The sequence below is a fragment of the Micromonospora tarapacensis genome (genome assembly GCF_019697375.1).
GTDB classification, from domain to species: Bacteria; Actinomycetota; Actinomycetes; order Mycobacteriales; family Micromonosporaceae; genus Micromonospora; species Micromonospora tarapacensis.
On the sequence record NZ_JAHCDI010000003.1, the window covers coordinates 15,549 to 40,585 of the forward strand.

General features: G+C 71.2%; 30 protein-coding genes, 2 tRNA genes and 1 other RNA gene. 19 read left to right on the forward strand and 14 right to left on the reverse strand.

All coding sequences use genetic code 11. From position 1 onward, the window contains the following. The first annotated feature begins 9 nt into the window (after nucleotides 1-9). The 4 genes from KIF24_RS00800 to KIF24_RS00815 all read left to right on the forward strand — a co-directional run bounded on the left by KIF24_RS00800 (nucleotide 10) and on the right by KIF24_RS00815 (nucleotide 1,961). Complete coding sequence (locus KIF24_RS00800) at nucleotides 10-351, forward strand: hypothetical protein (protein WP_221082317.1); 342 nt, start codon at nucleotides 10-12, stop codon at nucleotides 349-351. An 85-nt stretch (nucleotides 352-436) separates the two neighbouring features. Continuing rightward, entirely contained in the window at nucleotides 437-604 is a 168-nt protein-coding gene (locus tag KIF24_RS00805) for a hypothetical protein (protein WP_221082318.1), read from the forward strand. 130 nt (nucleotides 605-734) lie between these two features. Beyond that, complete coding sequence (locus KIF24_RS00810) at nucleotides 735-1,262, forward strand: tRNA adenosine deaminase-associated protein (RefSeq protein WP_221082319.1); 528 nt, start codon at nucleotides 735-737, stop codon at nucleotides 1,260-1,262. A gap of 177 nt (nucleotides 1,263-1,439) precedes the next feature. Then, nucleotides 1,440-1,961, forward strand: coding sequence for a nucleoside deaminase (locus tag KIF24_RS00815; protein WP_221082320.1), 522 nt, complete (start codon nucleotides 1,440-1,442; stop codon nucleotides 1,959-1,961). 7 nt (nucleotides 1,962-1,968) lie between these two features. Here KIF24_RS00815 and KIF24_RS00820 read toward each other — a convergent pair whose 3' ends face one another. The 3 genes from KIF24_RS00820 to deoD form a co-directional block, all read right to left on the reverse strand. Then, a complete protein-coding gene (locus KIF24_RS00820) occupies nucleotides 1,969-2,427 on the reverse strand; it encodes an acyl-CoA thioesterase (RefSeq protein WP_221082321.1) in 459 nt (152 codons plus the stop codon). Beyond that, the gene (locus KIF24_RS00825; protein WP_221082322.1) at nucleotides 2,424-3,065 is read right to left on the reverse strand and encodes a TetR/AcrR family transcriptional regulator; all 642 of its coding nucleotides are present in this window, start codon (nucleotides 3,063-3,065) and stop codon (nucleotides 2,424-2,426) included. The genes KIF24_RS00820 and KIF24_RS00825 overlap by 4 nt, the downstream gene beginning before the upstream one ends. Before the next feature lie 76 nt (nucleotides 3,066-3,141). Next, nucleotides 3,142-3,849 (reverse strand): purine-nucleoside phosphorylase, encoded by a 708-nt coding sequence (gene deoD / locus KIF24_RS00830; protein ID WP_221082323.1) that lies wholly within the window; start codon nucleotides 3,847-3,849, stop codon nucleotides 3,142-3,144. Nucleotides 3,850-3,924: 75 nt separating this feature from the next. Between deoD and KIF24_RS00835 the strand changes: the two genes are divergently transcribed. After that, a tRNA-Ser gene (locus KIF24_RS00835) sits at nucleotides 3,925-4,011 on the forward strand. A gap of 68 nt (nucleotides 4,012-4,079) precedes the next feature. Here the strand turns inward: KIF24_RS00835 and KIF24_RS00840 are convergent. The 5 genes from KIF24_RS00840 to KIF24_RS00860 all read right to left on the reverse strand — a co-directional run bounded on the left by KIF24_RS00840 (nucleotide 4,080) and on the right by KIF24_RS00860 (nucleotide 7,353). Continuing rightward, entirely contained in the window at nucleotides 4,080-4,610 is a 531-nt protein-coding gene (locus tag KIF24_RS00840) for a hypothetical protein (RefSeq protein WP_221082324.1), read from the reverse strand. 38 nt (nucleotides 4,611-4,648) lie between these two features. After that, nucleotides 4,649-5,206, reverse strand: a complete 558-nt coding sequence (locus tag KIF24_RS00845; RefSeq protein WP_221082325.1) for a hypothetical protein — start codon at nucleotides 5,204-5,206, stop codon at nucleotides 4,649-4,651. Between the two features lie 43 nt (nucleotides 5,207-5,249). Continuing rightward, nucleotides 5,250-5,471: a DUF397 domain-containing protein gene (locus tag KIF24_RS00850; RefSeq protein WP_221082326.1), complete on the reverse strand. Its 222-nt coding sequence runs from the start codon at nucleotides 5,469-5,471 to the stop codon at nucleotides 5,250-5,252. Nucleotides 5,472-5,899: 428 nt separating this feature from the next. Beyond that, nucleotides 5,900-7,015, reverse strand: coding sequence for a hypothetical protein (locus KIF24_RS00855; RefSeq protein WP_221082327.1), 1,116 nt, complete (start codon nucleotides 7,013-7,015; stop codon nucleotides 5,900-5,902). After that, nucleotides 7,012-7,353: a PadR family transcriptional regulator gene (locus KIF24_RS00860; protein WP_221082328.1), complete on the reverse strand. Its 342-nt coding sequence runs from the start codon at nucleotides 7,351-7,353 to the stop codon at nucleotides 7,012-7,014. The genes KIF24_RS00855 and KIF24_RS00860 overlap by 4 nt, the downstream gene beginning before the upstream one ends. Before the next feature lie 185 nt (nucleotides 7,354-7,538). Between KIF24_RS00860 and KIF24_RS34880 the strand changes: the two genes are divergently transcribed. After that, nucleotides 7,539-7,610: a FitA-like ribbon-helix-helix domain-containing protein gene (locus KIF24_RS34880; protein WP_407939883.1), complete on the forward strand. Its 72-nt coding sequence runs from the start codon at nucleotides 7,539-7,541 to the stop codon at nucleotides 7,608-7,610. A 200-nt stretch (nucleotides 7,611-7,810) separates the two neighbouring features. On the opposite strand, the gene KIF24_RS00865 is transcribed toward KIF24_RS34880, so the two are convergent. Next, nucleotides 7,811-7,895: transfer RNA gene (locus tag KIF24_RS00865), tRNA-Ser, on the reverse strand. Nucleotides 7,896-7,976: 81 nt separating this feature from the next. Between KIF24_RS00865 and ffs the strand changes: the two genes are divergently transcribed. From ffs to KIF24_RS00915, 12 genes are all read left to right on the forward strand, one after another. Next, nucleotides 7,977-8,066: signal recognition particle sRNA small type (ffs, locus tag KIF24_RS00870), an RNA gene on the forward strand. Between the two features lie 226 nt (nucleotides 8,067-8,292). Beyond that, the gene (locus tag KIF24_RS32030; RefSeq protein ID WP_331460977.1) at nucleotides 8,293-9,813 is read left to right on the forward strand and encodes a DNA polymerase III subunit gamma and tau; all 1,521 of its coding nucleotides are present in this window, start codon (nucleotides 8,293-8,295) and stop codon (nucleotides 9,811-9,813) included. 107 nt (nucleotides 9,814-9,920) lie between these two features. Then, a complete protein-coding gene (locus tag KIF24_RS32035) occupies nucleotides 9,921-10,757 on the forward strand; it encodes a hypothetical protein (RefSeq protein ID WP_230414763.1) in 837 nt (278 codons plus the stop codon). Between the two features lie 58 nt (nucleotides 10,758-10,815). Further along, nucleotides 10,816-11,073 carry a hypothetical protein gene (locus KIF24_RS32040; protein WP_230414765.1) on the forward strand — a complete coding sequence of 86 codons (258 nt, stop codon included), beginning with the start codon at nucleotides 10,816-10,818 and terminating at the stop codon, nucleotides 11,071-11,073. A 139-nt stretch (nucleotides 11,074-11,212) separates the two neighbouring features. Then, nucleotides 11,213-11,521 (forward strand): YbaB/EbfC family nucleoid-associated protein, encoded by a 309-nt coding sequence (locus tag KIF24_RS00880; RefSeq protein ID WP_221083110.1) that lies wholly within the window; start codon nucleotides 11,213-11,215, stop codon nucleotides 11,519-11,521. Nucleotides 11,522-11,528: 7 nt separating this feature from the next. Beyond that, nucleotides 11,529-12,122, forward strand: a complete 594-nt coding sequence (gene recR, locus KIF24_RS00885; protein WP_221082329.1) for a recombination mediator RecR — start codon at nucleotides 11,529-11,531, stop codon at nucleotides 12,120-12,122. Between the two features lie 205 nt (nucleotides 12,123-12,327). After that, on the forward strand, nucleotides 12,328-12,516 hold the full coding sequence (locus KIF24_RS00890) for a hypothetical protein (protein ID WP_221082330.1): 189 nt from the start codon (nucleotides 12,328-12,330) through the stop codon (nucleotides 12,514-12,516). Nucleotides 12,517-12,777: 261 nt separating this feature from the next. Then, nucleotides 12,778-14,439, forward strand: a complete 1,662-nt coding sequence (locus tag KIF24_RS00895; RefSeq protein WP_221082331.1) for an ABC transporter substrate-binding protein — start codon at nucleotides 12,778-12,780, stop codon at nucleotides 14,437-14,439. A 76-nt stretch (nucleotides 14,440-14,515) separates the two neighbouring features. After that, nucleotides 14,516-15,520 carry an ABC transporter permease gene (locus KIF24_RS00900; protein WP_221082332.1) on the forward strand — a complete coding sequence of 335 codons (1,005 nt, stop codon included), beginning with the start codon at nucleotides 14,516-14,518 and terminating at the stop codon, nucleotides 15,518-15,520. Continuing rightward, complete coding sequence (locus KIF24_RS00905; RefSeq protein ID WP_221082333.1) at nucleotides 15,517-16,485, forward strand: ABC transporter permease; 969 nt, start codon at nucleotides 15,517-15,519, stop codon at nucleotides 16,483-16,485. Before KIF24_RS00900 ends, KIF24_RS00905 begins: the two co-directional genes overlap by 4 nt. 120 nt (nucleotides 16,486-16,605) lie before the next feature. After that, on the forward strand, nucleotides 16,606-17,733 hold the full coding sequence (locus KIF24_RS00910) for an ABC transporter ATP-binding protein (protein ID WP_221082334.1): 1,128 nt from the start codon (nucleotides 16,606-16,608) through the stop codon (nucleotides 17,731-17,733). Next, nucleotides 17,730-18,833 carry an ABC transporter ATP-binding protein gene (locus tag KIF24_RS00915; protein ID WP_221082335.1) on the forward strand — a complete coding sequence of 368 codons (1,104 nt, stop codon included), beginning with the start codon at nucleotides 17,730-17,732 and terminating at the stop codon, nucleotides 18,831-18,833. Before KIF24_RS00910 ends, KIF24_RS00915 begins: the two co-directional genes overlap by 4 nt. A gap of 14 nt (nucleotides 18,834-18,847) precedes the next feature. Here the strand turns inward: KIF24_RS00915 and KIF24_RS00920 are convergent, their stop codons facing one another. Continuing rightward, nucleotides 18,848-19,279 carry a hypothetical protein gene (locus tag KIF24_RS00920; RefSeq protein ID WP_221082336.1) on the reverse strand — a complete coding sequence of 144 codons (432 nt, stop codon included), beginning with the start codon at nucleotides 19,277-19,279 and terminating at the stop codon, nucleotides 18,848-18,850. Continuing rightward, entirely contained in the window at nucleotides 19,261-19,920 is a 660-nt protein-coding gene (locus KIF24_RS00925; protein ID WP_221082337.1) for an HNH endonuclease family protein, read from the reverse strand. Before KIF24_RS00925 ends, KIF24_RS00920 begins: the two co-directional genes overlap by 19 nt. 108 nt (nucleotides 19,921-20,028) lie before the next feature. Here KIF24_RS00925 and KIF24_RS00930 point away from each other — a divergent pair, with 108 nt between their 5' ends. Beyond that, nucleotides 20,029-21,501: an MFS transporter gene (locus KIF24_RS00930; protein WP_221082338.1), complete on the forward strand. Its 1,473-nt coding sequence runs from the start codon at nucleotides 20,029-20,031 to the stop codon at nucleotides 21,499-21,501. A 66-nt stretch (nucleotides 21,502-21,567) separates the two neighbouring features. Here the strand turns inward: KIF24_RS00930 and leuA are convergent, their stop codons facing one another. The 3 genes from leuA to KIF24_RS00945 form a co-directional block, all read right to left on the reverse strand. Then, a complete protein-coding gene (gene leuA / locus KIF24_RS00935) occupies nucleotides 21,568-23,325 on the reverse strand; it encodes a 2-isopropylmalate synthase (protein ID WP_221082339.1) in 1,758 nt (585 codons plus the stop codon). 240 nt (nucleotides 23,326-23,565) lie between these two features. Next, nucleotides 23,566-24,114, reverse strand: coding sequence for a nitroreductase family protein (locus KIF24_RS00940; RefSeq protein WP_221082340.1), 549 nt, complete (start codon nucleotides 24,112-24,114; stop codon nucleotides 23,566-23,568). Between the two features lie 83 nt (nucleotides 24,115-24,197). Next, entirely contained in the window at nucleotides 24,198-25,019 is an 822-nt protein-coding gene (locus tag KIF24_RS00945; RefSeq protein ID WP_331460978.1) for a hypothetical protein, read from the reverse strand. Nucleotides 25,020-25,037: the final 18 nt, after the last annotated feature.

Consider the following 25,037-nt stretch of genomic DNA (forward strand, 5'->3'; position numbering starts at 1 on the left):
GGGGCGCCGATGATGCCGTACAACCCGTCCGGCCTGTTCCCCTCCGGGCGACCCCCGCGCCCCACCTACCGGGAACCGAACCCGGTCGGCGGCGCCGGTGTCGCGGCGGGAGCCGCCGGGACGCTCGCCTGGCTGGTCCTCTTCGGCCTGCTCGGGCGCAGCCTCGCCGGGTACGCCTGGTGGACGCTGCTCGCCGGTGGTGTGGCCTGGTTCGCCGCCCTGGTCCTGGTCCGGTACGGCGACCGGGGGGTGGCCGCCGGCATCGCGATCGTCACCGCCGGCGGCTGGAGCATCGCCGCCGCCGCGTTGGCCACCCGCTGGGTGACCAGCGGTGACTGGCCCCTCTGGTGACCCGTCGCCGGTGACTGCGTTGCGTGGTCGGGCCGGCACCGAAACCCGTCTTGACTCGATCGCGGTAACTCGGCACGCTCCCGGTATGGCCTGGACGACTCCGCGGCTGGATCCGGATCGCAGCCGCCGCCGCCTCCAGCTTCTGGCGCAGCTGGCCGACGCGCGCGCGGCACGCGAACGGGAACGGCCACAACGCGCCCGCACGGAGCGACTGCGCCAGCTGATCGCCACCCGCCGCCGCCTCGCCGGCTGAGCGGGTCGGAGATACTTCCCCAGGAATGACCGGCCCTTCGGGGCGTTGACCGGTCGCCCGCCGACCCGACCGGCTAACGTGCACGCGTAACGGGTCGGCGTGTGCTGTGCCGAGGCAACTTGGGGGAACCGTGTCGTACTTCGCTGCGGCCGTGGTGCGCGAGAAGGGTGGCTGGACGGCCGCCGAGCTGAACCTGCGGGGCGCCGCCGACGTCGACGAGGTGGCCGAGCGGCTGCGCGACGTCGCTGCCGAGGCCGACCTGTCGTTGCTGTTCGTCGAGGCGGACGACACCTACCTGGTCATCCTGCGTCTCGACGAGGGGGAGGACCTGCGGGTCTTCGGCTCCGACTCGGCGTACGCGGAGGAATCCCGACTGGGCGCCCTGCTGGTCGGTGACCTCAAGACGTCGGTCACCGGGCTGGACGACACCGAGGAGGCGCGTCCGGCCGTCGCGAGTGGCGACGACACCGAGCAGCCGGCCGTCGATCCCGAGGCCGACCCGGTCGGCGAGGCGGACCTCCTCACCGACCTGGGCATCCCCGCGCAGCGGCTGCTCTCGCTCTGCGCCCGCGAGGGGATGATGCCGGCAGACGTCACCGCCGAGATCTGCCAGGTGCTGGGCTGCGTCGACGACGTCGAGGAACTGCGTGAGGTCTGACCCGGTTGGTGCCGGGCCGGTTGGCGGTGCTGAGCCGGCTGACGTGACCGACCCGGCGTTGGGGACGGTGCGGCCGGGGCAGCCCACACCCGGCTCGCTCGGCCGGGCCGGGCCGGGGCGGACGAGGGACTGGCCGACCCGACCGGCACCGGCCGGCGGCAGCGGCACGAACTCTGGATGCGCCGAGCCCTCGAAGTCGCGGTGACCGGTCCGGACGGCGCGGTGCCCGGCGCCGGTTCGGCGGCCCCGGGTGGCGGCGCTCCGGTGCCGGCTGCCGGCACCGGGACCGGGACCGCCAGGGACGATGACGGCGCGGCGGGCGATGTGCCGGTGGGCGCGGTGGTCTACGGGCCGGACGGTGCCGAGTTGGCGATCGGCCGCAACGAACGGGAGTTGACCGGCGACCCGACTGCCCACGCCGAGGTGCTGGCGTTGCGCCGGGCGGCGCAGCTGCTGGGCCGGTGGCGGTTGGACGGCTGCACCCTGGTCGTGACCCTCGAACCCTGCACCATGTGCGCCGGCGCGTTGGTGCTGGCCCGGGTTTCGACAGTGGTCTTCGGCGCCTGGGAGCCGAAGACCGGTGCCGCCGGCTCCCTCTGGGACGTGTTGCGCGACCGCCGGCTCAACCACCGCCCCGAGGTGTACGGCGGTGTGCTGGGGACCGAGAACGCCGCCGTCCTGCGCGCCTTCTTCCGCTGAGGTCCCGTCAGGCGGCCGGGCGGAGCAGCGTGGCGGCCACCGCCCGGGCGGCATCCGTCCACGGGGCCGGCCGCAACGTGGCCTGGTCCAGCCGGACGATCGCCCGGCGACCCTCCGCATACAGCGTGGCGCCGCAGGGCGAGTGGAACCGGAAGGCGTACTTGGCGCTGCTGGTGCCGAAGTGCTCCAGCCAGAAGTGCACGGCGACCGGGCCGGTGCCGGTGATCGGCGCGTGGTACGTGATGGCGAACTCGCGTACCGCGTGGAACAGGTCGGGCGCACTGCCCCGGGCACCCTGGTAGGAGATGCCGTGCATGGACCAGTAGGCGGTCAGTGCCCGCTCCAGCAGCAGCGCGTACCGGGCGTTGTGCAGGATGCCGAGGGCGTCGAGGTCGTCGAAGTGCACCAGGGCATGCTCGACGTGTCCGTACTCGACGGCGGGCTGTTCGTCGACGGCGTGACTCATGACGGGCCTTCCGGTAGGAGGGTGAGGTCGGGGCAGAGCGCCCGCAGGCGGCCCAGCACCGCGAGGCGGGCGTGCCGGTAGGTGGCCGCCGGGTCCAGCAGCCGGGAGCGCATGGCGGCGGCGATCCCGAACGCGTCGATCTCGTACGCCAGCAGGGCCACGTCCGTCCCCGCCGGCAACTCGCCGAGCTCGACCGACTCGGCGACGAGCCGCTCCAGGAACGCCGTCCAGGCCGCGAAGACTTCGGTGAGGCGGTCCCGGACCGCGCCGGGTCGGGCGTTGAACTCGAACTCGGTGGTGGCGAAGAAACAGCCGCCGGGCAGCACCCGGCCGGCGTAGAAGTCGACACGGGCCTCGTGCAGCGTCCGGATCCGGCGGACGCCCCGGGGCGCGCGCAGTGCCGGGCCGATGATCCGTTCCTGCCACTGCGCGACGGCCCGGTCGATGGTGGCGAGTTGTAGCGCCTCCTTGGAGCGCCAGTGCGCGAACAGGCCGGACTTGCTGACGCCGAGGGAGTCGGCGAGGTGCCCGAGGGAGAGCCCGTCGAGACCGCTGGCGGAGGCGAGGCTGACGGCGGCGTCCAGCACGGCGGTGCGGGTGCGCTCACCGCGGGCGAGCCGGCCGTCGAGGGGGGTCATGTGGTGACCCTACTGAAAAAGACCGACCGGTCGTATTAATTCTTCGGGTGATCGTCGTCACCCGATGTCGGCCCGATCAGGCGGTGATCGTGTCCAAGGCGATCTCGACCATCTGGCTGAAGGTCTGCTCGCGCTCCTGCGAGGTGGTCTTCTCGCCCGTCTTGATGTGGTCGCTCACCGTCAACAGCGTCAGGGCGCGGGCCCTGAACCGGGCGGCGATGGTGTAGAGCGCGGCCGACTCCATCTCCACCGCCAGCACGCCGTACTCGGCAAGGCGGTCGTAGAGGTCCGGCCGGTCGGTGTAGAAGGCGTCCGCGGCCAGGATCGGCCCGACCCGCATCGAGATGCCGCGCCGCTCGGCCACCTCCACCGAGGTACGCAGCAGCCCGAAATCGGCGACCGGGGCGTAGTCGATCAGCCCGTCGAAGCGCATCCGGTTCATGTTCGAGTCGGTGGACGACCCGATCGCGGCGATCACGTCACGGAGCTGAAGATCCTCGGTGAGGGCGCCACACGAGCCGACCCGGATCAGCGACTTCACGCCGTACTCGTTGACCAACTCGTGTGCGTAGATCGAGGCCGATGGCATGCCCATCCCGGAGCCCTGCACGGAGACCTCGACGCCGTTCCAGCGGCCGGTGAAGCCCAGCATCCCCCGGACCGTCGAGTAGCAGTCCGCGCCTTCCAGGTAGGTCTCCGCGATCCACTTGGCCCGCAGGGGGTCACCCGGCATCAGGACCCGCTCGGCAATCTCGCCCGGCTTCGCGCCGATGTGCGTACTCATGGCGGAGATCCTGCCAGGCCGGCCCGGCCGGGACCGGTTCGGCGTCGGAACCGGTGGTCCTGTAGCCTGTTCGGCGGTGGCGTGTCCGAGCGGCCTAAGGAGCACGCCTCGAAAGCGTGTGAGGGTTTACGCCCTCCGAGGGTTCAAATCCCTCCGCCACCGCTCGTCAGCAGCGAGAACGCCCGGCACGGTCCGTGAGGATCGGCCGGGCGTTTCGTGAGGATGCAGGCTCAGCAGGGGCCGTGGCCCTCGACGAAGAGGCGGTGCGCCCAGTCGGCGTACCCGGCGATGACCTTGCGGACGGTGTGGCCGTCGTGCAGGAAGAGGTACGCCCGGTCGCCGTCGCGGGCGAGCAGCCCGTCGAAGCGGTACGTCCCCTGTGGAGCGCGGAGCTGGCGTACCGCCGGATAGCTGGCCTTGACCTCGGCGATCGGTGTGCCGGCCGCGATGCCCTCCGGGGTGCGGACCGGGTCGCCGACCCAGAGCAGCACCAGCCGGTCCTCGATGAATATCGGGCTGATCATGTCGTGTCCGGCCAGCGTCGGGCCGCAGCCGTCGACGTCGGTGCGGAGTATGCCACGCCGGGCCAACTCGGTTTCCGTGTCGCCGAAGTCGACGTCGGTCAGGCCATCGAGGTCGACGATGCCGACCGCCGCGACGGGTTCGGGCACGGCGATGAGGCCTGGTGGCATGGGTCCGCTGCCCGTGAACGAGGCAGCAAGAAGCAGTGCGGCGATGAAGCCGAATTGTCGCAATTTCATGGAATCCCCCAGTCACCAACGTGCCGGGGGCGCGGAGGTTATTGCCGGGTCTCCCATTCGTCGGCCAACTCGTCCCAGTAGTCGGCGCTCAGCCCGCGACGCCCGTGCGCGAGCCACCCTTCGGTGCTCCGTTCGACGTGCAGGCCCAGCTCGGCGAAGGGGTCGATCCACCGGCCCGGCTCCACGCCCAGCTCGCTGAGCGCGGCGTTGATCGGCCACTGCGGGCGCGGCCCGTCGAACGCCGCGTCGAAGCGAGGCCCCCAGGCCAGCGCGCCGCCCAACCAGACCGCCGCCGCCTGGTGCCCGGCACCACCGGCGAACTCCGCCTCGACGTACGCCAGCGGGCCGTGCCGCGACCAGCGGGCCAGCACCTCGGTCAGCGTCGGGGAGAGCGCCAGCGTGAACGGATGCTCCGGGCCGGGCTCCTCGACCAGGTAGTCCGGTGGTGTACCGGTCAGTTCCTGCACGAGTTGCGGCGTCACCGGCAGCAGCGCAAAGTCCTGCCGCAGCTCGCCGACGACGGCATGGTCCAGCTCGCGGGTCTCCTCCCGCAACCGCCCGGCGTCCGCGATGACCGCGCTGAGCTGGTAACTCAACCCGCCTCCACAGGCTGTGGATAGAACATGTGTACGACGGAGGTCAGTGTCGGGTCGACAGCTCGCCGACGAACGCGCGCCAGGCGGTCGGGGTGAAGACCAGCGCCGGGCCGCTCGGGTCCTTCGAGTCGCGTACGCCGACCAGGCCGGGTAGGTTGCCGGCGACCTCGACGCAGGTGCCGCCGTTGCTGCGGCTGCTGGTGCGCCACCGTGCGCCGTGCAGCCTCGTGGCTCCGCTCAGCCTCGTGGCTCCGCTCAGCTCCATGACTGCGCCACCTCCCTGATCAGGTCGACCGACTGCTAGCCGGAGAGCGTCTACCGGGCGCACGTTCTTCCACGGTCAGTATCGCCTGCCCACTCATCGTCGCCGACCGCCGACGCCGTGATCTCGCCATGATCCGCGCAACTTCCCTGTTCGTGCTGCCTCCTTGCGATGCTGAGCCAGCAACATCCCCGAAGTTGTGCGGATCATGGGCGCGAGGAGGGGTCGGGTGACGGCGCCGGTCGATGGAGGCCGCCGCGTAGGTCGGTGACGTGACGTCGGCTGGGACGTTCGACCGCTTCGTGTCCCGGGCGCGTGCGCGGGGGTGAGGAGACTGTCCGCGTACCGCCGGGGGAGCCGGACCGGGACGGACCTGGCGTGTGACCAGGGGCCGCTCCCGGTCGGAACGGCCCTGCCCCCGTTGTCGCACCTCAGACCGGCTTGACGGCCTGCTGTGGTGGTTGCTCGCCCGGCCGGGCGACGAGGGTCGTGGCGACGGCGAGCATGAGCCCGGCGGCACTCAGACCGAGCACCAGCCAGGACGGGCCGAACGGGTAGTACCCGCCGGGCGTGAAGGCACTGTGCACGGTGAGGGCGGGATAGCCGTCCGCGTGGTCGTACCGGAAGACCCGCATGACGTTGCCGTAGAAAGCGACCGCCGGCAGCGCCAATACCAGGGACATGCCCCAGAGCCCGGCGGCAGCGCGACGTGGCCCGGGGGACACGGCGACCATCCGGTACCCGACGGCTGCCGCGACCAGCCAGCCGGCGAGCAGCCCGACGGTGGTGCCGATGACGACCAGGGGCAGGAACGCGGCGGTGCGCTCCGGCGACACATTGACCCCGACGTGGCCTGTGCTTGTGGCGACGAAACCGGGGTCTGCAGGGGCTAAGCCGTCTATATCGACGATCAGGCCGTTGGCCTTGGCGGTGAACCGTGCGCCGTGTAACGGAACATAACTGATCGAGCCGTCATCGTGGAAGATGCTCCCCCCGCCGCTGCTCGGGGTCAGGCCGGAGACCGACCAGCCGTCGGCGGCGAACCGCTGCCGGACCTGCTCGGCGTCCCAGGTGCCGTCCACCGAACCGCTCGCGAAGGCCGTTTCGGCGGCCCACGGCGACGCCGTGTAGGAGTAGTTGTCCGGGCCATCCTCTACGCCGGCCTGCTGGGTGAGGCGGGTCATGGCGGCGTCGTCGGGCAGGTCCGCGAACGTCTGGGCGCCGAGCCAGGAGCCGGCGGCGGCACCGAAGCCGCCCATGGTCAACGCGGTGAGCAGCGCCGCGATCGCCATGAACGGCCGACCGGCCGGCAGCCGGAAGCGCAGCCGCAGGCCGCTGGCGATCAGGTGCATGGCCTCGCCGGCACGCGGACGGCGCTGGCCCGGTGTCGCCATCTCCAGCAGCGTGGTGACCACCTCGGTGCCGTGCCGTCGGCGGTGCCGGCGCGGATAGGCGAGCAGCAGCGTGCGGTAGCCACGCTCCAGATTGCGGTCGGCGGTCGGCCAGGCAGTGGTGCTGCGGTCGGGGGCCGGCCAGGCGGCGGTCATCCGGTCACCGTGCCGAAGCTCAGCGCGCCGCCGAGACGCTTGCCCAACTGCGTCTCGGCCGCCGTGGCGTGCCGGCGGAGGCGTTCGATCTGGACCTGGAGCGCGGCGGCACCGGTGTCGCTGAGCCGGTAGTAGCGGCGCAGCCGCCCTTCGACGGCCTCCTCCCGGTCGACGGTGACCAGACCCTGCTCGGCCAGCCGGTCGAGGGCGCCGTAGAGGGTGCCGGGTCTCAGCTTGACCTCACCCGCCGAGAGTTCGTCGACCGCCCGGATCACGCCGTAGCCGTGCAGCGGCTGCCCGGCCAGGGCAGTGAGGATCAGAAAAGTAGGTTCTTGCACGTGGCCAATAGTACGGTCACCGTTATATAACGTCAACCGTTCATGGGGACGGTGCTTCGCGTTCCCCGCCTTCGGCCTCACGTGGGTCGTGGCGGCCCGCGCTAGCCGTGCTGTCAGAGCGGGTCGTCTGACGTGAAGGAGGTCAGACGGTGGCTGCGCTCAGCATCCGAAACCTGGACGATTCGGTGAAGGACGAGCTGCGGCTCCGAGCGGCTCGACACGGTCGATCCATGGAGGCCGAGATTCGGGCATCCTGACCACCACCACCGCCGCCGCCGCCGAGGATGCGCCGCGAGCTGATCTCTTCGAGGCGCTCACCGAACGGTTCCAGCGACTTGGTGGTGTGGACCTGGACGTGCCGGAGCGGAAAACGCCGCCCCGAGCGGCGGAGACCCCAGAGACGATTCAGGGCCGGTCCTCTGGGGACCGGCCCTGTCGTTTTTCCGGCTCAGGTCAGCGGAGGATACGAGATTCGAACTCGTGAGGGTGTAAACCCAACACGCTTTCCAAGCGTGCGCCCTAGGCCTCTAGGCGAATCCTCCGCGAGCCAGGATACAGGTTTGCGCCGGGCCGCCCACCGCACCACCCCCTGAAGATCCTCCACGGGTCGGGTAGGCTGGGGCCACCTCCCGTGCGGCGGTATCTCGTGAACCTCCCCAGGGCCGGAAGGCAGCAAGGATAAGCGAGCTCTGCCGGGTGCACGGGAGGCCTTTTTGTCTCGTGCCCGCGTGGTCTGCCCAGTGGCGGCTCGGGTCCCGGTGGCGGCCGTTGATCGACTCCAGGTCGCTGAAGTGGCGGTGTCCCGAGCACCTCGATGCCGCCGTATCCGCGGAACGGAGTTGATCAGCACTGGTCCGCGCCGCCGTGAAACCGGCGGGGTGGGTGGTCAGGCGGGGCGGGTCGGCGCAGAATGGCTCGGTCGAGAGGAGGCGGGACGCCGTGGCACTGGCGCTCTACCGCAAGTACCGGCCGCGTACCTTCGCCGAGGTCATCGGACAGGAGCACGTCACCGAGCCGTTGTCGCAGGCGCTGCGCAGCGGGCGGCTCAACCACGCATACCTCTTCTCCGGCCCGCGCGGCTGCGGCAAGACCTCCAGCGCCCGCATCCTGGCCCGCTCCCTCAACTGCGAGCACGGACCCACGCCGGAGCCGTGCGGCACCTGTGACTCGTGCCGGTCGCTGGCCGGCGACGGGGCCGGCTCGATCGACGTCATCGAGATCGACGCGGCCAGCCACGGTGGTGTGGACGACGCCCGCGAGCTGCGGGAGAAGGCGTTCTTCGCCCCGGCCAACAGCCGGTTCAAGATCTACGTCATCGACGAGGCGCACATGGTCTCGTCGGCCGGCTTCAACGCCCTGCTCAAGCTGGTCGAGGAGCCCCCGGAGTACGTCAAGTTCATCTTCGCCACCACCGAGCCGGAGAAGGTCCTCGGGACGATCAAGTCGCGGACCCACCACTACCCGTTCCGGCTGATCCCGCCGAAGACCCTCCGGCCGTACCTTGAGCAGCTCACCCAGGCCGAGGGGGTGCAGGTCGAACCGGCGGTGTTTCCCCTCGTGGTGCGGGCCGGTGGCGGCAGCGCCCGGGACAGCCTCTCCGTGCTCGACCAGCTCATCGCCGGCGCCGGCGCCGACGGTGTGACCTACGCCCGCGCCGCCGCGCTGCTCGGCGTCACCGACGCGGCGCTGATCGACGAGATGTGCGACGCCCTTGCCGCCGGGGACGGTGCAGCCGCGTACGCCACGGTCGACCGGGTCGCCGAGGCCGGGCACGACGCCCGCCGGTTCGCCGCTGACCTGCTGGAACGCCTGCGCGACCTGATCGTGCTCCAGCAGGTGCCGGACGCCGCCGCCAAGGGCCTCATCGACGGGCCGGACGACCAGATCGAGCGGATGGCCGCCCAGGCCCAACAGCTCGGCCCGGGAACCCTGTCCCGCTGCGCCGACATCGTGCACGACGGCCTGGTGGAGATGCGTGGCACCACCGCGCCGCGGCTGCTGCTGGAGCTGATCTGCGCCCGGATGCTCTTGCCCGGCGTCGACGACTCCACCGGCGGCCTGCTTCAGCGCCTCGAACGCATGGAGCGTCGGCTCACCCCGGTGGCACCGACGCGCCGCCGGCCACCGCCGGCTCCGCACCCGCCGCCGGCCCTCCGGCGGTACGCACCCAGGCTTCCGCCGCGCCCGCGGCTGCCGCCGCGACCCGGGCCGGGACCGACGCTGCCGCGCCGGCTACCGCCACCGGCGCTGCCGTACCGCCTGTCGGTGGCGGCGCAGCCGCAGCTGCCCTCCGCGACGGCGGGACCGCACCGCCGGTGCGCGACGGCGCGACCGCACCGGCCGGACGTAATGGCGCAGCCGTACCGGCCGGGCGTGACGGTGTGCCGTCCACGGTCGGTCCGGGCGCAGGGGCGACCGACGCGGCCGGTCCCGCCTCGATGGACGCCGGCGCCGGGGTGAACGGGGCGGCCACCGGTGGGCCTGGTCTCCCGGGCCGGTCGGGTGGCAGCCACGACGCATCCGCCGGTGCTGCCACGCCCCGACGACCCGTACCCGCGTCGGCCGTCATGCCTGATCCGGCTACTCCGGAGCCGCCGCGGCCCGGTTCGGCGGCCCCGGGCGTACTGGACGCGGTCGCGGTGCGTCGGGTCTGGCCGGAGGTGGTCGGCAAGGTGAACCGGAGCAACAAGCGGATCGCGGCGCTGATGCGGGCCGCGGTCGTCCGCGATCTCGACGGCGACACCCTCGTGCTGACCGTGAAGTCGGCCGTGCTGGCCCGGATGATGTCCGACCACGCCCACGTGCTGACCGACGCGCTCTACGAGGAACTGGGCGGACGCTGGCAGATCCGCTGCGAGGTGCCCGGCGAGCGCAGCGGCATGTCGCCCGGCAACCCGCGCACCACATCCCGTTCCGCCCCAGCGTCTGATCCGAGCGCCGCCGGTGCCGGCCAGGGTTCGGGTGGTGCCCATGGCCCCGGCCCCGCCGCCCCGTCCGGCTTGCCCGCCGACGTCGGGGACCCGGGCCGGTCCGGTGACGCGACGTCCGCCGCTGTGGCGGGTGACCAGGACGACTGGCCGGAGCCGGCCCGCCCCGGCAGTTCCGCACCGGCCTCCTCGGCCACCGCGGGGGACGATCTGGATGACGGGTGGCCGGAGGCGGCTCGCCCTGGCGGCTCGTCCGCACCTCCGGTCGTCTCCCGACGCCGGACGCTCCGGCGGGCGGTCGAGCCGGTGCCCCGGCGGGCGGTGCCGGCGTCGCCGGTAGCGGTGCCCAGCCGGGCGGTGCCGGTGCTCCGGGCGGCTCGCCGGCCGACGCGAGGGCGGATGTCCCGCCGAGACAGCAGGGCGCGGCGACCAGCGGCAACGGCAGCGTTGGCAGCGGCGCCGGTGGCGCGCCGGTGAGTCGTGCGATCGCGGCGGCTCGGGCGGCGGCGGCCGGCCGGGCGCGCGTACCGCCCAGGTGACCCGGCGGACGGCGGACGTCGAGTTCGCCGGCGAGCCGCCGTACGATCCCGATTTCGACGGCCCGGTGCGCGGCGATGCGGGACGCCCCGGCGGCGCGCGACCGGCTGCCGTTCCCGCCTACGAGGGTTTCGACCCGGGCGACGAACCGCTCGACGAGATCATCGACGAGAAGACGGCCCGCGAGTCGAGCGAGGAACAGGCCGTCCGGCTGCTTCGCGAGACCTTCGGCGGAGCCGAAAAGATCGGCGACTGACCTCCAGGGACACACCCCGCCGAGGTGGAACGGCGACGGGTGCGGCGGGCGGGGTGGGGTCGGTGGGGGCCGTTAGGGTGGGCGGCGGCAGGGAAGACGAGTTGAGGGAGTCATCGTGCGGCCTGGTGGACAGCCGAACATGCAGCAGATGCTGAAGCAGGCGCAGAAGATGCAGCAGCAGATCGCCAAGGCGCAGGCCGAGCTGGCCGAGGCCGAGGTGACCGGCACCGCCGGCGGTGGCCTGGTCACCGCCACCGTTTCCGGTTCTGGCGAGGTGAAGAGCATCAAGATCGACCCCAAGGCGGTCGACCCGGACGACGTGGAGACGCTGGAAGATCTGGTCGTCGCCGCGCTGCACAACGCCACCGAGGCGGCCCGCGAGCTGACCGACCAGAAGATGGGCCCGGTCGCGGGCGGGATGGGCGGCCTCGGCCTGCCCGGATTCTGAGCCCCGGATGTACGAAGGCGCCATCCAGGACCTGATCGACGAGCTGGGGCGGTTGCCGGGCGTGGGTCCGAAGAGCGCCCAGCGGATCGCCTTCCACGTGCTGTCCGCCGACCCGGCCGACGTGAACCGGCTGGCCGGGGCGCTGCGCAAGGTCAAGGAACTGGTGCGTTTCTGCACCAGTTGCTACAACGTCGCCGAGTCCGACCAGTGCCGGATCTGCCGCGATCCGCGCCGGACGGACGAGGTGATCTGCGTGGTCGAGGAGCCGAAGGACGTGGTCGCGATCGAGCGGACCGGTGAGTTCCGCGGCCGTTACCACGTGCTCGGTGGGGCGATCAACCCGTTGGAGGGCATCGGGCCTGACAACCTGCGCATCCGCGAGCTGCTGGCCCGGCTGGGCAGCGGCGCGGTCCGGGAGCTGATCCTGGCCACCGACCCGAACACCGAGGGCGAGGCGACCGCGACCTACCTCGCGTTGATGGTGAAGCCGATGGGCATCGCGGTGACCCGGTTGGCCAGCGGGCTACCGGTCGGCGGCGACCTGGAGTACGCCGACGAGATCACCCTGGGTCGGGCCTTCGAGGGGCGCCGGGCCGTGTGACGGATCGCCGAGCGGCGGGCCGTGGAAGGTGTGTCCGCCGACGACGGGGTGCCGGTGGGACGACGGTGACGCGCTGGTGATGACCTCCGTGAAGTGCGTCGGGTGGGGTCGGCCGGTAGCGGCCGACCCCACCGGTCGCACCTGGTACGAGGGAGGTCGAGGTGCGGCAGGAACGGGACAACCGGCCCTGGCCGCCGAGCAGAGGGTGGACATCTGGGAGATCCGCCGGGAGCCGGAACTGTCGCTGGTCGTCGAGTCGACCGAGGCCTACGGTCCATGGCCGGACGGAATACTGCAGCTCTGCCATCGACTCGATTTCCGGGCTCTGGGCGCACCGGATGCCGGCTTCGATCTGGTGCGTCTGCCCACGTGCCCGGCGCCGCCCACACCGTGAGAGGCTTCGGCCGGTGGTATGACACACTGCTAGTGATCCGCCCGATCGATGTAACAGAATGGTATCGATTGTTTAGGGCTATTGAGGGCTTTTGTCCGTGAGCCCCCTGGTCCGCGTCACCGGGGCCAGGCACTAAGGACACGATCCGGTACCAAGAGCTTCCCGCGCCGTTTCCGGGCGGTCCGAACGGGAGCTATGGTCACCGCCATCGGTGACCCTGTCACCACGTTGTCCGTACCCCCCAGGACGAGGTGAAGCACCATGCGTGCATCCAGGCCGAAGGTCGCTATCGCGGCCGTGGCGGCCGCGGCCCTCGCGGTAGCAGGCTGTGCCGAAAGCGACCGTGAAGGCTCCAGCGGTAGTAGCAAGGACACCCTCGTCTTCGGCGTTGCCGGAGACCCGAAGGTGCTCGACCCCAGCTTCGCCAGCGACGGTGAGTCGCTGCGCGTGGCCCGTCAGGTGTTCGAGACGCTGGTCCGCCCCGAGGAGGGTGGCACCAAGGTCAGCCCCGGCCTCGCCGAGACCTGGGAGCCGGACGCCACCGGCACGACCTGGACGTTCAAGCTGCGTACCGGCGTGAAGTTCCACGACGGCACCGACTTCAACGCCGAGGCCGTCTGCGTCAACTTCGACCGCTGGTACAACGCCAAGGGCCTCATGCAGAGCCCCGACGTGACCGCCTACTGGCAGGACGTCATGGGCGGCTTCGCCGCCAACGAGGACGACACCCTCGGCGAGAGCCTCTTCAAGTCCTGCACCGCCACCGACCCCACCACGGTCAGCCTGGCCTTCACCCGGGTCTCCAGCAAGATCCCGGCCGCCCTGATGCTGCCGTCCTTCTCCATCCACAGCCCGAAGGCGCTGCAGGAGTACGACGCCAGCAACGTCTCGGGCAGCGCGGACGACATCAAGTACCCCGTGTACGCGACCGAGCACCCGACCGGTACCGGTCCGTTCAAGTTCAAGACCTGGGACATCGCCAACAAGACGCTGACCCTGGAGCGGAACGAGGACTACTGGGGCGAGAAGGCCAAGCTGAAGAGCCTGATCTTCAAGACCATCTCGGACGAGAACGCCCGTAAGCAGGAGCTGCGCTCCGGCGGCATCCAGGGTTACGACCTGGTCGGCCCGGCCGACGTCGAGCCGCTCAAGAGTGAGGGCTTCAACGTCCTGACCCGCCCGGCCTTCAACATCCTCTACCTGGGGATCAACCAGAAGGGGAACCCGAAGCTGGCCGACCTGAAGGTCCGCCAGGCGCTCGCCCACGCGGTCAACCGGCAGGCCCTGGTCGACTCGAAGCTGCCACCGGGCGCCCAGGTCGCGGTGAACTTCTTCCCCGACACCGTCGAGGGCTGGAACGGCGACGTCACCAAGTACGAGTACGACGTCGAGAAGGCCAAGGCGCTGCTGGCCGAGGCCGGTGCGTCGGACCTGACCCTGCGGTTCCACTACCCGACCGAGGTCACCCGGCCCTACATGCCCAACCCGAAGGACCTCTTCGAGCTGGTCTCGGCGGACCTCCAGGCGGCCGGCATCACGATCGAGCCGATCCCGCTGAAGTGGAGCCCGGACTACCTCAACGCCACCACCTCCGGCGACGAGCACGACCTGCACTTCCTCGGGTGGACCGGCGACTACGGCGACGGCTACAACTTCATCGGCACCTTCTTCGACCGGCAGAAGGACGAGTGGGGCTACAACAACCCCGCCCTGTTCGAGAAGTTCAAGCAGGCGGACTCGACCGCGGACCCGGCGGCCCGGGTGGCGCTCTACAAGGAGCTCAACGCCGACATCATGAGCTTCCTGCCCGGCGTGCCGATCTCGCACTCGCCGCCGGCCATCGTGTTCGGCAAGGACGTGACCGGGGTCAAGGCGAGCCCGCTCACCGACGAGCGGTTCGCCACCGCCGAGTTCAAGTCCTGATCTGACGCACAGACCGCGGGCGGGCGCTGTACCACAGCGCCCGCCCGCGATCGGCAAAGCACCCTACGAGGCCGCCGTGTTCCGGTTCATCGTCAGACGCCTGCTGCAGTTGATACCCACGCTGTTCGGGCTCTCCATCCTGCTGTTCATCTGGCTCCGGCGGCTGCCCGGCGGCCCCGAGACCGCCATCCTCGGCGAGCGGGGCACGCCCGAGATGCGCGCCGCGATCCGCCGCAACCTCGGCCTCGACGAGCCGATCCTGATCCAGTACGGCCGGTTCGTCCGGCGGATGATCCGCCTCGACCTGGGCACGTCGATCTCGACCAAGCGCGAGGTCACCACGGAGTTCCTCCAGCGCTTCCCCGGCACCGTCGAGTTGACCATCGCCGCGCTGGTGATCGCGATCGGCATCGGCATCCCGCTGGGCTACCTGGCCGCCCGTCGGCGCGGCCGGTTCCTCGACCACGCCTCCGTCGGCGGGTCGCTGATCGGCATCTGCATTCCGGTCTTCTTCCTGGCGTACATCCTCAAGGCGATCTTTTCGGAGAACCTCGGCTGGTTCCCCTCCAGCGGGCGACAGGACCCGACCCTCGGCGCGACCCGGATCACCAACTTCTTCGTCCTCGACGGGCTGATGACCCGGGAGTGGGACGCTGCCGCCGACGCGCTCATGCATCTCGTGCTGCCGGGGATGGCGCTGGCCAGCATCCCGCTGGCGATCATCGTCCGGATCACCCGGGCCAGCGTGCTTGAGGTGCTCAACGAGGACTTCGTGCGCACCGCCGAGGCAAAGGGCCTGACCGAGAACGTGGTTCGCCGCCGGCACGTGCTGCGCAACGCGATGCTCCCGGTGGCCACCTCGATCGGTCTGCTCACCGGTGGTCTGCTCTCCGGCGCGGTGCTCACCGAGACCGTCTTCGCGTTCAGCGGGATCGGCGCCTTCCTCGCCGACGCCATCAGCCAGCGTGACTATCCGGTCCTGATGGGCTTCATCATGATCATTGCGGTGGTCTACGTGCTGGTGAACCTGCTCGTCGACCTCTCGTACAGCCTGATCGACCCGAGGGTGAGGGTCCGATGACGATCATCAGCGGGAAGAAGCGCGAGAAGATCGACAGGCTCGCCGAGCTCGCCGCCCGTGAGGAGGAGCGCGGGGTCAGTCTCTGGCAGGACGCCTTCCGTCGGCTGCGACGCAACCCGGCGGCCATCGTCGGCGCGGTGATCCTGGCCATCTTCGTCCTGGTCGCGGTGGTCGGCCCGTTCTTCGTGCCGTACGGCCCGACGGACACCATCGGCATCCGCGAGGGCGTGGTCCGGGTGGGGCAGGGCATGATCCCGGGGCACTCGGCCGAGCACTGGCTCGGTTACGACCACCAGGGTCGGGACGTCTTCAGCCGGATGATCGTCGGAGCCCGGCAGACCCTGCTGGTCGGCGTGGTCGCCACCATGATCGGTCTGGCCATCGGCGCGCTGATCGGTGGTGTCGCCGGCGCCGCCGCCGGCCTCGGCGGTCGCTGGGGGCGTTGGATCGACACCACCCTGATGCGCTTCATCGACATGCTGCTGGCACTGCCCAGCCTGCTGCTGGCGGTGAGTATCGCCGCCCTGCTCGGGCCGAGCCTGACCACCGTGATGATCGCGGTCGGCATGGTGTCGGTGCCGATCTTCGCCCGGCTGCTGCGCGGCTCGATGCTTGCCCAGTCCAACAGCGACTATGTGCTGGCGGCCACCTCGCTCGGCGTACGCAAGTCGAAGATCGCGCTGGCCCACGTGCTGCCCAACTCGCTCGCCCCGGTCATCGTCCAGGCCACGCTGACGCTGGCCACCGCGATCATCGAGGCCGCCGCGCTGTCCTTCCTCGGTCTCGGCAACCCCGACTCGGCCACTCCCGAGTGGGGCGTGATGCTGGCCGACGCGCAGCCGTGGATCGGCATCCGGCCCGCGCTGGCCATCTACCCGGCGGTCGCCATCATCATCACGGCGCTGGGCTTCACGTTGCTCGGTGAGGCGATGCGTGAGGCCCTCGACCCGAAGCTGCGGAAGTAGGTGTCGTCAGCGTGAGAAGTGAGCTTGTGAGCCCCAGTCGCGCGGGCGAGGAGCGAGCGGAGCGAGCCCCGCAGTCGCGGGCAGAAGCTGGTGTAGCCGCGAACGAAAGGGCGGTGCGTCATGGCACTGCTTGATGTCGAAGATCTTTCCGTCACCTTCGCCCGGCGCGGTCAGCGGACCGTACGCGCCGTGGACGGGGTGTCCTTCTCCGTTGACGCCGGGGAAGTGGTCGGCCTGGTCGGCGAATCCGGCTGCGGCAAGTCGGTGACCTCGCTGGCGATCATGGGGTTGCTGCCCAAGCAGCCCGGCCTGCGAGTGGGTGGCAAGGCGGTGTTCGACGGTTCCGACCTGCTCCGGCTCGACGACCGGTCGCGGCGGGACATCCGGGGTCGCGACATCGCGATGATCTTCCAGGACCCGCTGTCGTCGCTGAACCCGGTCGTGCCGATCGGCCTACAGGTGACGGAGGTGCTGACCCGACACCGCGGCCTCAAGGGCGACGCGGCGGCGAAGGAGGCCGCCGCGCTGCTCGACCGGGTCGGCATCCCCGACCCGAAGCGGCGGTTGAAGGAGTATCCGCACCAGCTCTCCGGAGGGATGCGCCAGCGCGCCCTGATCGCCATGGCGGTGGCCTGCCAGCCTCGGCTGCTCATCGCCGACGAGCCGACCACCGCTCTGGACGTCACCATCCAGGCGCAGATCCTGGAACTGCTGAAGGACCTGGTCCGGGACTCGGGCACCGCACTTGTGATGATCACGCACGACCTGGGCGTGGTGGCCGGCCTGTGCGACACGGTCAACGTGCTGTACGGCGGTCGGGTGGTGGAGACCGCGCGCCGGCGTCCGCTGTTCCGCGAGCCCCGACACCCGTACACCGTGGGGTTGCTCGGCTCGGTGCCGCGTCTGGACGCCGGGCGCGGCGAGCGGCTCATCCCCATCCCCGGCTCGGTGCGGGACCTGTTGCCGTGGCCCGACGGCTGCGCCTTCGCCCCGCGCTGCACTCGCCGGGTGGACGCCTGTGTCGGTGAGCCGCCCGAGATGGTGCTCACCCACGCCGGTCGCAGCTACCGTTGCGTCAACCCGGCCCCGGTGCCCGGCACGGTGCCCGCCGCGGCAGCATCGCCGGCCGGGCCGGCGGACGCCGCCGACGGTGCCGGGTCGGCACCGGCCGTCGACGCCCAGGTCCAGGAGGCGGGTAGCCCGGCCGGCGGGCCGGTGCCCGCGCCGCGCGAGGAGGAGAAGCGATGACCGGCAGCGACATCCTCGTCGAGGTACGGGATCTGAAGGTGCACTTCCCGATCAAGCGGGGAGTGTTGTTCGACCGCACGGTTGGCCACGTCAGGGCGGTCGACGGCGTCGACCTGCGCATCCCGCGCGGCCGGACGTACGGCCTGGTCGGCGAGTCGGGTTGCGGCAAGTCCACGCTCGGGCGGGCGCTGCTCCAGCTCACCCCGCCCACCGCCGGGGAGGTCGACTTCGACGGGGTCGAGCTGACCAAGCTGCCGCCGGGCAAGCTGCGCGCGATGCGCAGGCGGATGCAGATGATCTTCCAGGACCCGATGTCGAGCCTCGACCCGCGGCAGAACGTCGAGTCGATCCTCACCGAAGGCCTGCAGACGCACGGCATCGGCGGCGACCGCGACGGACGTCGTAAGATCATCGCCGAGACGCTGGACAAGGTCGGGCTGCCCCGCTGGGCGCTGTCCCGCTACCCCCACGAATTCTCCGGAGGTCAGCGGCAGCGCATCGGCATCGCCCGCGCGCTGGTGCTGGGACCGGAACTGATCGTCGCCGACGAGCCGGTCTCCGCGCTGGACGTGTCGATCCAGGCCCAGGTGGTCAACCTGCTCGACGAACTGCAGGACAGCCTCGGCCTCACCTACCTGGTGATCGCGCACGACCTGGCGGTGGTCCGGCACATCTCCGACATCGTCGGCGTGATGTACCTGGGTGCACTGGTCGAGGAGGCGCCGAGTGACCGGCTCTACACCGAGCCGCTGCACCCGTACACCCGGGCGCTGATGTCGGCGGTGCCGGTGCCCGACCCGGACGTGGAGGACCGCCGGGAGCGGATCCTGCTCGCCGGTGACCTGCCCTCGCCGGCCAACCCGCCGTCGGGCTGCCGCTTCCATACCCGATGCCCCTGGGCGCAACCGACCCGCTGCGCCGACGAGCGGCCGGTGCTGCGGGAGATCGGCCGTAGCCGGGTCGCCTGCCACTGGGCCGAGCAGGTCGCCAGCGGCGAACTGCGTCCGCACAAGGTCGGCGCGGAGATGGTCCGCCCGGCGGATGAGGGTGAGGATCCCGAGGCGGTCTCCGCCCCCAGCGAGCCCGGCTCCTTCGTCTGAGGAAGGTGACTCCCTCAGCCCTCCGGACGGTTCAGCAGGCCGACGGCGATGCTGTGCACCGCGTCCAGCCCGGCGGCGTCGCCCCACGACGCCCGGCCGCCGGTGACCGCGTACCACTCGTCGGCGTCCTTGTACTGCACGCGCAGGGTGACCTGCCCGTCGGCGAATTCGGTGCGCAGGGTCAGCTCGCCGGTGACCACACCGACCTCGTCGGTCATCACCCCGCCCGGCCCGGACACGATGTCCGTGGTCCGGCTCTGCGGTCCGGGAGCGCCCCCGGCGTCGGCGGTCATCCCGGCGCTCGGCACCTCCACCTCGCCGTCGGCGGTCATCCCGGCCGTGGCCGGACCGGGCGGTGGGTTGCCGGCCGCCGCCGCGTCCGCACCGCCGGAGCCCGGCGCCCGCTCGGGCACGGGGACATCGCCGGTTACGGCTTGCTCTCCCATGCGCAGCCCTCCAACATGTCGGCCAGCGCGGCCTTCTCCGCACTGGTCACCGTCAGCCGCCAGTGGTGCTTCACCGCCACCCAGTCGCCGGCATACTGGCACCAGTATGACCGGTTTGGTGGTTTCCACTGGGACGGATCCTGGTCACCCTTTGACCGGTTGGAGGAGGCGGAAACCGCGAAGAGCTGCGGCCGGTCGAGGTCGTTGGCGAAGTCGCCACGCTTCGCGTCGTCCCAGTCGTCGGCGCCGGAGCGCCAGGCGTTGGCCAGCGGCACCATGTGGTCGACGTCCACGCTGGACGGATCGGTGAAGCTTCGCCCGTCGTAGACGCTCTCCCACCGGCCGCCCACCACGTTGCAGCCGGAGTGGCGGATGCTCTTGCCGTCGCGTTCCAACACCGTGTCCCGGATGTCGCAGTTCTGCCCGGTCTTGTCCCAGTGCGGAAAGCGGCTGCGGCTGTAACCGCGCATCGGGTTGGCCTCGGCGACGGTGAGTTGGTCGAGCATCTGGGTGACGCTGGCGCCGTCGCCACTCGGCAACGCCTCCGGCTCCTCCAGTGGGACGCAACCCGCCGCGCCGAGGATCAGCGCCGCGGCGAGCGCGAGCGCCCCCCGGGCGCGGGCTCCTGATCTGGTACGCACAGACGACACCTCTCCAGCTTGCGGGCTCCCGGCGATCCCGCACAGTACCCGGGCGAGGTTTCGGCGTTTCGTGGTGTCTTACAGATGGCGCACGGCAGATTGGTAGCCATGCCTGAACCCGCCTCCGCCCTCCGGCTGCGAAGCAGCGCCGGCCGGGGCACCCTGGCCGCCGCCGTGCTCGCCTCCGGCATGGTCTTCCTCGACAGCACCGTGGTCAACGTGGCGCTGCCCCGACTCGGTGCCGACCTCGGCGCCTCCGTGGCCGGCCTACAGTGGACCGTCAACGGCTACCTGCTGACCCTGGCGGCGTTCGTCCTGCTCGGTGGGGCGCTGGGCGACCGCTTCGGGCGGCGGCGGATCTTCCTGATCGGCGTCGTCGCGTTCACCCTCGCCTCCGTACTCTGCGGGCTCGCCCAGCGGACCGACTGGCTGGTGGCCGCCCGGTTCCTCCAGGGCGCCGGCGGAGCCCTGCTGACCCCGGGCTCCCTGTCGTTGCTCCAGGCCAGCTTCCACCGGGACGACCGGGCGAAGACCATCGGGGCGTGGTCGGGGCTGTCCGGTGTCTCCACCGCGCTGGGCCCGTTCATCGGCGGCTGGCTGATCGACGCACTCTCCTGGCGGTGGATCTTCTTCCTGAACGTACCGCTGGCCGTGCTGGTGATCCTGGCGACCCTTCGTTGGGTCCCGGAGAGCCGGGACGAGAGCGCCTCCCGGGCCGGGCGGGCACGCCGGTTCGACGTGGCCGGCGCGCTGCTCGGCGCCCTCGGCCTGGCCGGCGTGACGTACGCCCTGGTCGACGCGCCCGGTCGCGGCCTGTACTCGCCGGCGGTGCTGGCGGCGGCCCTGCTGGCGGTGCTCGCCGCCGTGGTCTTCGTGCTCGTGGAACGGCGTCGTGGAGACACCGCGATGCTCCCCACCGGCCTGTTCGGCAGCCGGCTGTTCTCGGTGTTGAACGTCTTCACCGTGCTGGTCTACGCCGCCCTCGGCGGGTTCACCTTCTTCATCGCCGTCTACCTGCAGAACGTGGTCGGCTGGTCGGCGCTGCTGACCGGTCTCGCGCTGCTGCCGATGACCCTGCTCCTGCTGGTCGGTTCGCCCGGAGCCGGTGCGCTGTCGACGAAGATCGGGCCGCGGTTGCCGCTGACCGTCGGCCCGGTACTGGCCGCCGCTGGTCTGCTGATGCTGCGTGAGGTCTCACCGGGGGCGTCGTACTGGCGCGAGGTGCTGCCCGGGGTGGCGGTCTTCGGTGCCGGACTGACCCTGGTGGTGGCGCCACTGACCGCCTCCGTGCTGGCCGCCGTCGAGGACCGCTTCGCGGGGGTGGCGAGCGGCTTCAACAACGCCGCCTCCCGGGTCGGCGGCCTGCTGGCGGTGGCGGCCCTGCCGCTGCTGGTCGGGCTCTCCGGCACCGGGTACGAGCAGCGCGACGAACTCACCGCCGCCTACCGTGGAGCGCTGCTCTGGTGCGCCGGGCTGCTACTGGCCGGCGCGGCCATCGCCGTCCTGCTGGTCCATCGTCCGGCCCGCCGGCCGCCGCCGGCCCAGCCCTGCCACTCGATGCCGGTCTCCACCCCGAAGTAGTAGCCCCACCGGGATGGCCGGCCGGGAGAGGGCTTCCGGTCGACCGGAAGCCCTCTCCCGCACACCTCAGCCTCGGGCGCGGTTGACGGCGCTGGTCACCGCCTTGACGGAGGCGGTGACGATGTTGGCGTCCATGCCGACGCCCCAGACCGTGCGCCCCTGCACCTCACACTCGACGTACGCGGCGGCCTGCGCGTCGCCACCGGAGGACAGCGCGTGCTCGTGGTAGTCGAGCACCCGTACGCTCACGCCGGCCGAGCCGAGCGCGTTGACGTACGCGTCGATCGGGCCGTTGCCGATCGCGGTGACCGAGTGGCGCGCCCCGCCGACGCCGACCTGTGCGGTGATCTCGACCTTGCCGTCGGCGGTGCCGATCGCGTACTCGGTCAGGGTCACCGCCGGATCGGCCTGGTGGTCGAGGAGGTACTGCCCGGCGAAGATCCGCCACATGGTGGCCGGGTCGACCTCGCCACCGTCGTGGTCGGTGACCTGCTGCACCACCCCGGAGAACTCGATCTGGAGCCGGCGTGGCAGGTCGAGCTGGTGTTCGGTCTTCATGATGTACGCGACGCCGCCCTTGCCGGACTGCGAGTTGACCCGGATCACGGCTTCGTAGCTGCGGCCCAGGTCCTTCGGGTCGATCGGCAGGTAGGGCACTGCCCAGGTGAACGTGTCGACCGGCACCCCGGCGGCGGCCGCGTCGGCCTCCAACGCGGTGAAACCCTTGTTGATGGCGTCCTGGTGGGAGCCGGAGAAGGCGGTGTAGACAAGGTCACCGGCGTACGGGTGACGCTCGTGCACGGGCAGCTGGTTGCAGTACTCGACGGCCCGCTTGATCTCGTCGATGTCGGAGAAGTCGATCATCGGATCGATGCCCTGGGAGAAGAGGTTCAGCCCCAGCGTCACCAGGTCGACGTTGCCGGTGCGCTCGCCGTTGCCGAACAGGCAGCCCTCGATCCGGTCGGCGCCGGCGAGCAGGCCCAGCTCGGCGGCGGCCACCCCGGTGCCCCGGTCGTTGTGCGGGTGCAGGCTGAGCACCAGGCTGTCGCGCCGGGGCAGGTGCCGGTGCATCCACTCGATCGAGTCGGCGTACACGTTCGGCATGGCCATCTCGACGGTGGCCGGCAGGTTGACGATCAGCTTCCGGTCCGGCGTCGGGTCGACCACCTCGATGACCTTCGCGCAGACCTCCAGCGCGTACTCCAGCTCGGTGCCGGTGTACGACTCCGGCGAGTACTCGTAGTGGATCTCGGTGTCCGGGGTGTGGATCTCGGCGTACTTCTGGCACAGCCGGGCGCCGCTGGTGGCGATGTCGGTGATGCCGTCACGGTCCAGCCCGAACACCACCCGGCGTTGCAGGGTGGAGGTGGAGTTGTAGAAGTGCACGATCGCCCGGCGGGCTCCGCGCAGCGAGGAGAAGGTCCGGTCGATCAGATGCTCCCGGCACTGGGTCAGCACCTGGATGGTGACGTCCTCGGGGATCAGGTCCTGCTCGATCAGTTGCCGGACGAAGTCGTAGTCGGTCTGGCTGGCCGACGGGAAGCCGACCTCGATCTCCTTGTAACCCAGCTGCACCAGGAGCTGGAACATCCGGCGCTTGCGCTCCGGCGACATCGGGTCGATCAGCGCCTGGTTGCCGTCGCGGAGGTCGACCGCGCACCACCGCGGCGCGGCCTCGACCCGGCGGGTGGGCCAGGCGCGGTCCGGCAGGTCGATCCGGAACTGCTGTTGGTACGGCTGGTACCGCTGGTACGGCATCCGGCTGGGGCGTTGCCGGGCGGTCGGATCGGAGTCAACGTCGGTGGTGCCGGCTGGGTGAGCCATGGCGGAGTTCTCCCGGGGTCATGTGACGTCAGCAGTAGAGGTCGGCAGCGAGGCCGAGCAGAAGATCCGGAACAGTGCTGGCGGCGCGGTCCGACTCCGCGACGAGGTGCCGGCCGTCAGGCCTCGTCGCGGCGACCAAGGAGAAGGTGCACCTGCCACATGACAGAGTGACCCTACGTGATGGGACGACCTCTGGGAAGGTCGGTCCGGACTTTGGGACGAAGCTCGCGAGAGACGGGGTCAGGCGGTGGCGCCTGCGCAGCCCATCACCAGTTCGGCCAGGGGTCGGCGGTGGCGTAGCGAGGTCTCCTCAGCCAGCAGGTCGGCCGGGAGGCTGAACGGATCGCCCAGTTGCCCGACCGCCACCGCCACGTACGGCCGTACGTCGCCGGGCAGGTCGAGGTCTGCTACCAGGCCGCCTCGATCGAGATCGGTGATCTGGCGCACGTGCAGCCCCAACGCGGTGGCCTGGACGGTCAGGTGGGCCACCGCCTGGCCGAGGTCGTACGCCGCGAACGGGTGGCCGGTCTGGCAGTGCGCGGCGAGCAGCAGGATGCTGGCGCGTCCGGCCCACCGCTGCTCGTCGGGCGGCAGGTTGACCAGGATCCGTTTGAAGATCTCGTCGTCGCGGTGCCCCACGACGAACCGCCAGGGCTGCCGGTTGCCGACCGACGGGGCCCAACGGGCGGCCTCCAACAGCGTCGCCACCTCGGCTCGGGTCAGCTCCGCCACCGGGTCGAAGGACCGGGGGCTCCAGCGGAAGGCGAGCAGCGAGGTGAGGTCGGTCATGCCGATAGCGTCCCCTATGGGCGCTTTCGCCCCAGGTGCGGCCTGGACAAATGTGGTAAATGACACCCGTAACGGAGTGGAGATCAGGGCGTTCCCGCGTCCTGGGCAGTGCCGCCGGCCTCGGCGCTCGGCGCGGTCCCGGACGGGTCGACGGGTGGCGCCGTCATGCCCAGCGGTTCACCCTCGACCACCGGCCCGGCCAACTGCACGGTCGCCGGCGCCGGCTCGGGTGGCGCGGCCAGCGTCAGCGTGCCGAACGCCGCCCGTGCCGCGGTCGGCGTGCCGTCGGTGTCGAAGCAGTAGATCCCCACGTCGAGCGGCGGGTTGATCGACGCCGCGGTGGTCTCCACCGAGTAGCAGCTGCCGGTCGCCCCGGTCGGCGCCATGGCCGGCGAGACCGACAGCGGGGCGCGGCGGTCGGTCAGCACCTCGAGCCAGTCGGTGAACGGATGCTGCACCCGGGGGTCGAGTCGACGCGGCAGCGTGTCGTCCCGCTCGCCGACGCGTACGCAGCTCGCCGGCTCCGGCCGGGTCGCCGACGGCAGCGCGCACTGGAACAGGCCGTCGGGCGTCGCCGCGAGCGAGATGTCGGCCGCGCCGCCGAGTGCGCCACCCGGCACGTCCACCCGCCAGCTGCCGTCGTTCGCACTGGTGAACGCGATCGAGCGGTCGGCGGTGCCGTCCACCCGGAGTGTGTACCGGGCGATCAGGTGCCGGTCCTGGGCGGCGGCCGCGAGGGCGGCCAGCTCGTCGCGGGCCGCGTCCAGCCCGGCCGGTCGCGGTGCGGAACTCGGCGGCGGCGAGGGCTCCGGCGGTGGGTCGGCGGAGCAGCCGGCGAACAGGACGGGCAGCGCGAGCGCGAGCGGGCCGGTCAGCCGGCGAGCGGGATGGTGGGCGGGGTACACCCGGCCATTCTCGGTGTT

What these genes read in the sequence shown, in the direction of transcription:
- KIF24_RS00800 (WP_221082317.1), top strand. Translation starts at nt 10, where the DNA reads ATGATGCCGTACAACCCGTCCGGCCTGTTCCCCTCCGGGCGACCCCCG.
- KIF24_RS00805 (WP_221082318.1), top strand. Translation starts at nt 437, where the DNA reads ATGGCCTGGACGACTCCGCGGCTGGATCCGGATCGCAGCCGCCGCCGC.
- KIF24_RS00815 (WP_221082320.1), top strand. Translation starts at nt 1,440, where the DNA reads ATGCGCCGAGCCCTCGAAGTCGCGGTGACCGGTCCGGACGGCGCGGTG.
- KIF24_RS00820 (WP_221082321.1), bottom strand. Translation starts at nt 2,427, where the DNA reads ATGAGTCACGCCGTCGACGAACAGCCCGCCGTCGAGTACGGACACGTC.
- KIF24_RS00825 (WP_221082322.1), bottom strand. Translation starts at nt 3,065, where the DNA reads ATGACCCCCCTCGACGGCCGGCTCGCCCGCGGTGAGCGCACCCGCACC.
- deoD (WP_221082323.1), bottom strand. Translation starts at nt 3,849, where the DNA reads ATGAGTACGCACATCGGCGCGAAGCCGGGCGAGATTGCCGAGCGGGTC.
- KIF24_RS00840 (WP_221082324.1), bottom strand. Translation starts at nt 4,610, where the DNA reads ATGAAATTGCGACAATTCGGCTTCATCGCCGCACTGCTTCTTGCTGCC.
- KIF24_RS00850 (WP_221082326.1), bottom strand. Translation starts at nt 5,471, where the DNA reads ATGGAGCTGAGCGGAGCCACGAGGCTGAGCGGAGCCACGAGGCTGCAC.
- KIF24_RS00855 (WP_221082327.1), bottom strand. Translation starts at nt 7,015, where the DNA reads ATGACCGCCGCCTGGCCGGCCCCCGACCGCAGCACCACTGCCTGGCCG.
- KIF24_RS32035 (WP_230414763.1), top strand. Translation starts at nt 9,921, where the DNA reads ATGCCTGATCCGGCTACTCCGGAGCCGCCGCGGCCCGGTTCGGCGGCC.
- KIF24_RS00880 (WP_221083110.1), top strand. Translation starts at nt 11,213, where the DNA reads ATGCAGCAGATGCTGAAGCAGGCGCAGAAGATGCAGCAGCAGATCGCC.
- recR (WP_221082329.1), top strand. Translation starts at nt 11,529, where the DNA reads ATGTACGAAGGCGCCATCCAGGACCTGATCGACGAGCTGGGGCGGTTG.
- KIF24_RS00895 (WP_221082331.1), top strand. Translation starts at nt 12,778, where the DNA reads ATGCGTGCATCCAGGCCGAAGGTCGCTATCGCGGCCGTGGCGGCCGCG.
- KIF24_RS00905 (WP_221082333.1), top strand. Translation starts at nt 15,517, where the DNA reads ATGACGATCATCAGCGGGAAGAAGCGCGAGAAGATCGACAGGCTCGCC.
- KIF24_RS00910 (WP_221082334.1), top strand. Translation starts at nt 16,606, where the DNA reads ATGGCACTGCTTGATGTCGAAGATCTTTCCGTCACCTTCGCCCGGCGC.
- KIF24_RS00915 (WP_221082335.1), top strand. Translation starts at nt 17,730, where the DNA reads ATGACCGGCAGCGACATCCTCGTCGAGGTACGGGATCTGAAGGTGCAC.
- KIF24_RS00920 (WP_221082336.1), bottom strand. Translation starts at nt 19,279, where the DNA reads ATGGGAGAGCAAGCCGTAACCGGCGATGTCCCCGTGCCCGAGCGGGCG.
- KIF24_RS00930 (WP_221082338.1), top strand. Translation starts at nt 20,029, where the DNA reads ATGCCTGAACCCGCCTCCGCCCTCCGGCTGCGAAGCAGCGCCGGCCGG.
- leuA (WP_221082339.1), bottom strand. Translation starts at nt 23,325, where the DNA reads ATGGCTCACCCAGCCGGCACCACCGACGTTGACTCCGATCCGACCGCC.
- KIF24_RS00940 (WP_221082340.1), bottom strand. Translation starts at nt 24,114, where the DNA reads ATGACCGACCTCACCTCGCTGCTCGCCTTCCGCTGGAGCCCCCGGTCC.